Below are 7666 nucleotides of genomic sequence, written 5' to 3'. Positions count from 1 at the left end.
GATCGGCTCACCGAACTGGATCGTCCACTTCGTCGGCAACGGCACCGCCCCCAGCGGACCCAGCCACGGAAACGTCGGCGTCAACGGGAAGTACGGAAAGCCCAGCAACCGCGCCAGCGTCTTCGCGTTGCCGATCATCGGGTAGATCTCCTCCGCCCCGACGATCGAGCAGGGAATGATCGGCGCCCCCTGGCGCAGCGCCGTGGAGACGAAACCGCCCCGGCCGAACCGCTGGAGCTTGTACCGCTCGCCGAAGGGTTTACCGATCCCCTTGAAGCCCTCCGGCATCACCCCGACCAGCTCCCCCTGCGCCAGCAGCCGTTCGGCGTCCTCCGCGCACGCGAGGGTGTGACCCAGCTTGCGGGCGAGTTCGTTCACCACCGGCAGCACGAAGACCAGATCGGCCGCGAGCAGCCGCAGATGGCGGTCGGCGGGGTGCTGGTCGTGCACGGCGACCTGCATCATCAGCCCGTCCAGCGGCAGCGTCCCGGAGTGGTTGGCGACGATCAGCGCCCCGCCCTTGGCCGGGATGTTCTCGATGCCCTTCACCTCGACCCGGAAGTACTTCTCGTACACCGGCCGCAGCAGCGACATCAGGACCTGGTCGGTCAGCTCCTCGTCGTAGCCGAAGTCGTCGACGTCGTAGTCCCCGGTCAGCCGGCGCCGCAGAAACGCCAGCCCCGCCGCGACACGCCGCTCCAGACCCGCGCCCTGCCCTCCGGCACCGGGCCGCGGATCCCGCGGCTCCTCCGTCTCCCCCGGCTCCTGCGCGCGGCTCACGATCCCATCCTCCCGCACCCGGGCCCGCCCCGGCAGCGGCTGGACCTCGCCCAGCCCCCCGGGATCGTCCGACCCGCCGCGCGGCCTGCCCACACCCCGGCGCCGCGCCGGGCGCGCCGCGGCGCCCCCACGGGACCGGTCGTCGTCGAACGGAATGACCTTGGCGTCCGCCATCGTTCCTGCGCTCCTCAGTTGGCGCCGTGCGTGGGGAGGTGACCGCTGCCCTTGGCGGCCAGCGCGGCGATGCGGTCGACGGCCCCTGCGAGGGCCTCCGGCGGCAGCAGCCCGGGGCCCTGGCCGCGTACGAAGTCCGCGAACGTCTCCGCCGTCGTGTACCGGGGCGTGAAGCCGAGCGTCTCGCGCATCTGGCCGGTGGCCACCACCCGCCCGTGCGTGAGCAGCCGGATCTGCTCCGGTGAGAAGTCCGTCATACCGAGCGTACGCACCAGCGAACCCGCCCAGGTGACCGCGGGCAGCAGCAAGGGCACGGTCGGCCGCCCGAGCCGCCGCGAGCACTGCGAGAGCAGCAGCACACCGTCCCCGGCGATGTTGAACGTGCCGCTGTTGAGCGTGCCCCGGCGCGGCTCGTGCGAGGCGATCCGGAGCACCTCGACGACGTCGTCCTCGTGCACGAACTGGAGCCGCGGGTCGTAGCCGAACACGGTCGGCAGGACGGGCAGCGCGAAGTACGAGGCGAGCGGGGTGTCCGCGGCCGGTCCGAGGATGTTGGCGAACCGCAGCACGCACACCGCGACGTCCGGGCGCCGCCGGGCGAACCCGCGCACGTACCCCTCGACCTCGACGGTGTCCTTCGCGAACCCGCCGCTCGGCAGCGACTTCGCCGAGGTCGTCTCGGTGAACACGGCCGGGTCGCGCGGCGCGGAGCCGTAGACGTTCGTACTGGACTTCACCACCAGCCGCTTGACGGCCGGCGACTTCTGGCAGGCGCCGAGCAGCTGCATGGTGCCGATGACGTTGGTCTCCTTGACCATGGCCCGGCTGCCGGCGCCGAGCGCCGTGCCCGTCACATCGAGGTGGACGACCGTGTCCGCGCCGGTCTCGGCGAGCACGCGGGCTATCGTCGGCAGCCGGATGTCGGCCTGGATGAAGTCGGCCCCGCCCAGATGGTGCACCGGAGGCACGGCGTCCACGGCGATCACCCGGTCGACCTCCGGATCCCGCTGGATCCGCCGCACGAACCGGCCGCCCAGCTGGCGGGCCGCTCCGGTGACGAGCACGACCTTCCCCAAGATCAGCGCCTTCCCTCGTACGGTGTGCGTGCGGCCAACTTAGCGGGTCGACGTTGCGCTGTGATGACCCCCCGATGCACGAGGTGACGGAATTTCACCGGGCGGAACCGCAGTGGGCGGCCCGGACATGCCTGTGGCCCCCCACCAATGGTGGGGGGCCACAGGGACACGCTTCTCGCGCGCCGCTTACTTCTTGTTGCGACGCTGAACGCGCGTGCGCTTGAGCAGCTTGCGGTGCTTCTTCTTGGCCATCCGCTTGCGCCGCTTCTTGATAACAGAGCCCACGACTACCCTCGCTCACTTCTCATCACTCGGTTGTTTGGGCGCCATGGGCCCACACGACCTACGAGGGGCTAGCCTACCCAACCGAGCGCTGAGGTCGTAATCGAGGGTCCGCCGGATCTTTCCGGAGGCGTCGTCAGGCTGTTTCCACCCCCACATAGCTGTCGCGAAGGTACTCGTGTACCGCTTGCTCCGGGACGCGGAAGGACCGCCCCACCCGGATCGCGGGCAGATGACCGCTGTGCACCAGCCGGTACACGGTCATCTTCGACACTCGCATCACCGCGGCGACTTCCGCCACGGTCAGGAACACGACCTCGTTCAGAGGCCTCTCGCCAGCTGCCATGACACACCTGAACCTTCCGCACTCGACGGCCACCGGCTTCCCCTTCCGGTGACTCTTCGTCGCTGCGTGCTCACTCCCCAATGTAGGGGCGGGTGATGCGAGTGGGGAAGAGGTGCACCCATCGCTGGCCTACTGTGACAGACACGCTCGTTTGAGTACGTAGCGGGTAAGCGGGCGGTAGTACGCGGACCGCACGCCGTCATCAACCGGAACGGCGACGGTCAGCGCCCCCTCGACCTCTCCCACGAACAGCGCGGGATCGTCGACATCGCCGAGCCCGATGGCCTCGAACCCCAGCTGACCTGCACCGCAGACCCAGCCGTGGTCTCCGACGACAAGCGCGGGCAGCGGTCCGCCGGCGGCCGCGGCGGCCTCCAGGACGACCCGAACCGGCAGCGGAGAATGACTGTGGACACCCGGCTCACAACCGGGGCGCTCGGCTCCTGGTTCCCGCACCAAGGCAACCCCTCGTACGTAGTCGAGGTAATGGGTACGTAGACCGAACCGGGTCAATATGTCGACACAGTGACCCTGCGCGGGGGTGAGCACCTCACACCCCGCCGCCGAGAGCGCGTCCGCCAAGCCGGCGTAGAACCCGAGCAGGCGGTGCGGATGCCCGGTCCCGAACAGCACGGGAGCCCGGCGCCCGGCCGCCTCCCCGATGCGCTCGGCGAAGGCATCCAGCGCGGCCACCGTGCGCCCCGGATCGATCACATCCGGGCCGGACGTGTGCCGCGGATCGGCCGAAACGCCACACTTCTCCGCCATCAACGCGAGCAGTTCCGGCTGCTGCCACGCCCCTTCGGGATCGATCCCGATCAACACGCGCGGATCCCGGGCGGCGAACAACCGATAACTCCGCAGGCTGACCTCCCGGGAGGTCCCCACCTCCCCGGCCAGCCGCACGGCCACCAGATGCGCACACAGAGCCTCGGCGGTCACCACGGCTGAGATGCTCGCGCATCACGGATGAGGATGCGTCAGGAATGGGTGGAATTCCGCACAGTTGGCGTAACCCCCTACGGCAGCAGACCCCGCAGGGGGAACGCCGCCCGCCGGGTCGCCAGGACCGCCTGGTCGAGCCGGTCGGCGGGGTCGTAACCCGCGTCCCACGACGCCCAACTCACCGGCCACCGCCCGTCGGTCATCCGCTGCGGCCCCAACTGCCGGGTCCGGGCGAACACCTCCTGGCGCCACCCCTCCGGGATCACCGTCTCCGGCGCCACCGGCCTGCCCGCGGCCACTGCCACCAGATGCGTCCAGGACCGCGGCACGACCTCCACCACCGCGTACCCGCCCCCGCCGAGCGCGACCCACTTCCCGTCGGCGTACTCGTGCGCCAGCTCATGACAGGCCACCTGCACCGCCCGCTGCGCGTCCAGCGACACGGCGAGATGGGCCAGCGGATCCTCGAAGTGCGTGTCGGCCCCGTGCTGCGTCACCAGCACCTGCGGCCGGAAGTCGGCGATCAGCTCCGGCACCACCGCGTGAAACGCCCGCAGCCACCCCGCGTCCCCGGTCCCCGCCGGCAGCCCCACGTTCACCGCGGCCCCCTCCCCGGCCCCCGCCCCGACCTCCTCCGGCCACCCGGTCTGCGGGAACAGCGTGCGGGGATGCTCGTGCAGCGAGATCGTCAGCACCCGCGGATCCTCCCAGAACGCGGCCTGCACCCCGTCCCCGTGGTGCACGTCCACATCCACATAGGCGACCCGCTCGGCCCCCAGCTCCAGCAGCCGGGCGATGGCCAGCGCCGCGTCGTTGTAGATGCAGAACCCCGACGCACCCCCGGGCATCGCATGGTGCAGCCCGCCCGCGAAGTTCACCGCGTGCTCGACGTCCCCCCGCCACACCGCCTCCGCCGCCGCCACCGACTGCCCCGCGATCAGCGCGGACACCTCGTGCATCCCGGCGAACGCGGGATCGTCGACCGTACCCAGCCCGTACTGCCCGCGCGCCCCCGCCGGATCCGCCGACGCGGCCTTCACCGCCTCGATGTAGTCCTCGCGGTGCACCAGCATCAGCGTCGACTCCCCGGCCGGCTTCGCCGCGACGACCTCCAGCTCCCGGTCGAGCCCGAAGGCACCCACCAGTTTCCGGGTCAGTGCCAGCCGGACCGGATCCATCGGATGGTCCGGGCCGAAGTCATAGCCCGTTACTGCCTCGTCCCACATCAGCTGTGCGCGGCCGCTCATGCCCGCCACCGTATCGGTCCGGTTGAGCGGCGAACGACCTGGCGTACCCCAGCGTCACCAGCACCAACACCATCGGCACAAGCATCGCCCCGCGGTAACTCCACGCATCGCCCAAGGCCCCCACCAACGGCGAACCGACCAGAAAGCCCACGTAATTGAAGATGTTCAGCCGCGCGACGGCCGCGTCCGAAGCCCCCGGGCCGTGTTCCTCGAAAGCGTGCCTGCCGGCCGCCGCGAACGTCTGCGGCACCAGCACGCACAACCCCAGCCCCACCATCATGAACCCGAGCATCCCGACCCACGCCCCGGGCGCCGACGCCACCACCGCGAACCCGCCGGCCGCCACCAGCGTCCCGAGCCGTACGACCGCCACGGCCCCGAACCGCCGCACCCCGAAGTCCCCGAGCGCCCGCCCCACCAGCGTGGTCACCATGTACACGTTGTACGGCACCGTCGCCAGCTGCTCGCTGCTGCCCAGCACGTCCTTCAGATACTTCGCGCTCCAGTTGGAGACGGTCGAGTCCCCGATGTAGGCGAAGGTCATCACCAGACACAGCGGCAGCAGCAGCTTGAACACCACCCCCGCGCCCTGCCCCCGCTCCTGGCCCTCCCCCACGGCCGCCGGCTCCCCGTCGGCGTACCACCGGCTGCCCACCAGCGTCGCCGGCAGCAACACCGCCACCACCGGCAGATACGACACCCACAGCGCGAGATGCCAGTGCGCCCCGACCCAGGCCAACGAGGCCCCGAGGATCCCGCCCAGGCTGTACGCGGCATGGAAACTGAGCATGATGCTGCGCCCGTACGACCTCTGAAGGCTCACCCCGAGCATGTTCATCGAGGCGTCCAGCGCCCCCACCGTGAGCCCGAACACGCCCAACGCAACCGCCAGTTCGGCGAGCTGCCCGCCGGCTCCGGCCCCGAGCAGCGCCAGCAGCACCACCGGCTGGGAGTACCGCAGCAGCCGACTCGGCCGTACGCGCTTCACCAGCTGCTCGGTGGTCACACTGCCCACCCCGGCCAGGATCGGTACGGCGGCCAGGAAGACCGGCAGCAGCGCGTCGGAGACGCCGTACCGGTCCTGGATGGCCGGGATCCGCGTCACGAGCAGTGCGAAGGTGGCGCCCTGCGCGAAGAAGCTGAACGCCAGCGAGGCCCTACCGCGCCGCAGCACATCAGTCATGGCGGCGAGCGTAGGGCCCCGGGCTACCTGTGGGTAGATCCAGCCAAAGATGAATTTCCCTCAGCTTGACCGTGCGGGTCTCAGGCGGCGACGGCCAGTCCCGACCGCTCCGGCTGCTTCTGCTGGGTGGCCTTGCCGTCCTCCACCTCGGCGGCGAGCATCTTCTCCATCGGCCCGGCGGCCAGCCCACCACTGACCACGAACCCGATCACCATCGCGCCGACCAGGAAGACGGTGCCGAGCCACACCATCGTGTCCACGGGAATGGTGTACGCACCCACGACCCGGGCGGAACACTCGGCGAGCAGCACCAGCCCCCAGACGACCGAGAAGGCCTTCTCCTTGCCCCGGAAGGCCGTCGACCGAACGGACTCCCCGGAGACCAGCCGCTGCCAGGCGGCCTCCTTCTCCGCGTCCCCCTTCACCAGGAAGGGCTTCATCCCGGCGGTCATCATCGGCTTGCCGAACCAGACCGAGGCCAGGATCCCGAAGGCGATGACACTGCTGACCCCGCTGTCCTTGGCGAGCATCAGCCGCGGGTCACCGGAGACGAAGCTGAGCAGCAGCGACACGACGTTGACGACCAGGATGAGACCGGCCAGAGCGTTGGTCCTCCGCTCCTTCACCAGGCCCCGCACGGTCCGCACCGCCGGCGCCACGCTGCTCCAGGCGAGGGAGGCGAAGGTGCTCAGCCCGAAGGCGTCCTTGAACAGGTAGTACGAGCCGAGCGGCAGGGCCACGTCCAGGAGGAGCGGCCGGAAGTTCTGGATCCCCGTGTTCTTCGTCATGCCCTCAGCTTCGCCGCCGCAGGGGGTCCGTCAGTAGAAACGATCGTCCGGAGGTCCGCATGACAATTGTCAGGCTCCGACCGATGGCTCAGGTCATATCAGCAGGTCAAGCAACTCGCCCATGGCGCCGAAGAGTTGATCGGCACCGCTCAGCTTCGCCGCCGGCGTCATCGCGGTGAACCCGCAGACGTCCATCCCGGCCGCCACGGCGGCCCGCACGCCGAGCGGGGAGTCCTCGACGACCACGCACCGCTCGGGGGCCACCCCCATCCGCCGTGCCGCGTGCAGGAAGAGATCGGGCGCCGGCTTGCCCCGCCCCACGTCCTCGGAGCTGAAGATCCGCTCCTCCGGGAACCACCGGCCGAGCCCGGTCGTGCGATGCCCCACCCGGATCCGCGCATGGCTCCCGGAGGACGCCACGCAGTACGGCACCCCGTCCGTGGCCAGCTTCTCCAGTACGTCCGCCACGCCGGCCACGGGCGCCAACTCCCGCTCGAACGCGGCGAACACCCGCGCGTGGAAGACATCGTCGAAGTCGTCCGGCAACCGCTGCCCCCTGCGCTCCAGCACCAGTTCATGAATCCGGTGCATCGCCGAGCCCATGTAGTCCCGGATGGAGTCCTCGTACGAGGTCGGGTGCCCCAGCTCGGTCAGATAGGCCGCGAGATGGCGATTGGATATGGGCTCGCTGTCGACGAGCACCCCGTCGTTGTCGAAGATGATCAGGTCGTAGCGCATACTGTCGAGCATAAACGCAGAAAGGCCCACGCCTGATGGCGTGGGCCTTTCCCAAAATTTGTTCGGCGGCGTCCTACTCTCCCACAGGGTCCCCCCTGCAGTACCAT

General features: G+C 70.1%; 9 protein-coding genes. All 9 read right to left on the bottom strand.

Annotated elements, in window-relative coordinates; translation table 11 throughout:
- A partial coding sequence (locus ACFC8N_RS44150) for a lysophospholipid acyltransferase family protein (protein ID WP_376295342.1) occupies positions 1-954 on the bottom strand: 954 nt, incomplete at its 3' end.
- A gap of 14 nt (positions 955-968) precedes the next feature.
- Positions 969-2030, bottom strand: a complete 1062-nt coding sequence (locus ACFC8N_RS44145; protein WP_356035901.1) for an NAD-dependent epimerase/dehydratase family protein — start codon at positions 2028-2030, stop codon at positions 969-971.
- A gap of 186 nt (positions 2031-2216) precedes the next feature.
- Positions 2217-2315, bottom strand: coding sequence for a 30S ribosomal protein bS22 (locus tag ACFC8N_RS44140; RefSeq protein WP_003948845.1), 99 nt, complete (start codon positions 2313-2315; stop codon positions 2217-2219).
- Between the two features lie 133 nt (positions 2316-2448).
- Positions 2449-2658: a helix-turn-helix domain-containing protein gene (locus ACFC8N_RS44135; RefSeq protein ID WP_177235464.1), complete on the bottom strand. Its 210-nt coding sequence runs from the start codon at positions 2656-2658 to the stop codon at positions 2449-2451.
- Positions 2659-2787: 129 nt separating this feature from the next.
- The gene (locus ACFC8N_RS44130) at positions 2788-3603 is read right to left on the bottom strand and encodes a phosphatase (protein WP_356035898.1); all 816 of its coding nucleotides are present in this window, start codon (positions 3601-3603) and stop codon (positions 2788-2790) included.
- Positions 3604-3677: 74 nt separating this feature from the next.
- Positions 3678-4850, bottom strand: a complete 1173-nt coding sequence (locus tag ACFC8N_RS44125) for an acetoin utilization protein AcuC (protein WP_362823369.1) — start codon at positions 4848-4850, stop codon at positions 3678-3680.
- Positions 4801-6033, bottom strand: a complete 1233-nt coding sequence (locus tag ACFC8N_RS44120; protein WP_362823370.1) for an MFS transporter — start codon at positions 6031-6033, stop codon at positions 4801-4803. The genes ACFC8N_RS44125 and ACFC8N_RS44120 overlap by 50 nt, the downstream gene beginning before the upstream one ends.
- 80 nt (positions 6034-6113) lie before the next feature.
- Positions 6114-6821, bottom strand: coding sequence for a VC0807 family protein (locus tag ACFC8N_RS44115; protein ID WP_376295341.1), 708 nt, complete (start codon positions 6819-6821; stop codon positions 6114-6116).
- Positions 6822-6914: 93 nt separating this feature from the next.
- Positions 6915-7559, bottom strand: coding sequence for an HAD family hydrolase (locus ACFC8N_RS44110; RefSeq protein ID WP_376295340.1), 645 nt, complete (start codon positions 7557-7559; stop codon positions 6915-6917).
- Between the last annotated feature and the right edge of the window lie 107 nt (positions 7560-7666).

Source organism: Streptomyces sp. NPDC055966 (assembly GCF_042269865.1).
Classification (GTDB): domain Bacteria; phylum Actinomycetota; class Actinomycetes; order Streptomycetales; family Streptomycetaceae; genus Streptomyces.
This window is presented reverse-complemented; position numbering and strand designations above follow the sequence as displayed.

What these genes read in the sequence shown, in the direction of transcription:
- ACFC8N_RS44135 (WP_177235464.1), bottom strand. Translation starts at nt 2,658, where the DNA reads ATGGCAGCTGGCGAGAGGCCTCTGAACGAGGTCGTGTTCCTGACCGTG.
- ACFC8N_RS44125 (WP_362823369.1), bottom strand. Translation starts at nt 4,850, where the DNA reads ATGAGCGGCCGCGCACAGCTGATGTGGGACGAGGCAGTAACGGGCTAT.
- ACFC8N_RS44120 (WP_362823370.1), bottom strand. Translation starts at nt 6,033, where the DNA reads ATGACTGATGTGCTGCGGCGCGGTAGGGCCTCGCTGGCGTTCAGCTTC.
- ACFC8N_RS44115 (WP_376295341.1), bottom strand. Translation starts at nt 6,821, where the DNA reads ATGACGAAGAACACGGGGATCCAGAACTTCCGGCCGCTCCTCCTGGAC.
- ACFC8N_RS44110 (WP_376295340.1), bottom strand. Translation starts at nt 7,559, where the DNA reads ATGCGCTACGACCTGATCATCTTCGACAACGACGGGGTGCTCGTCGAC.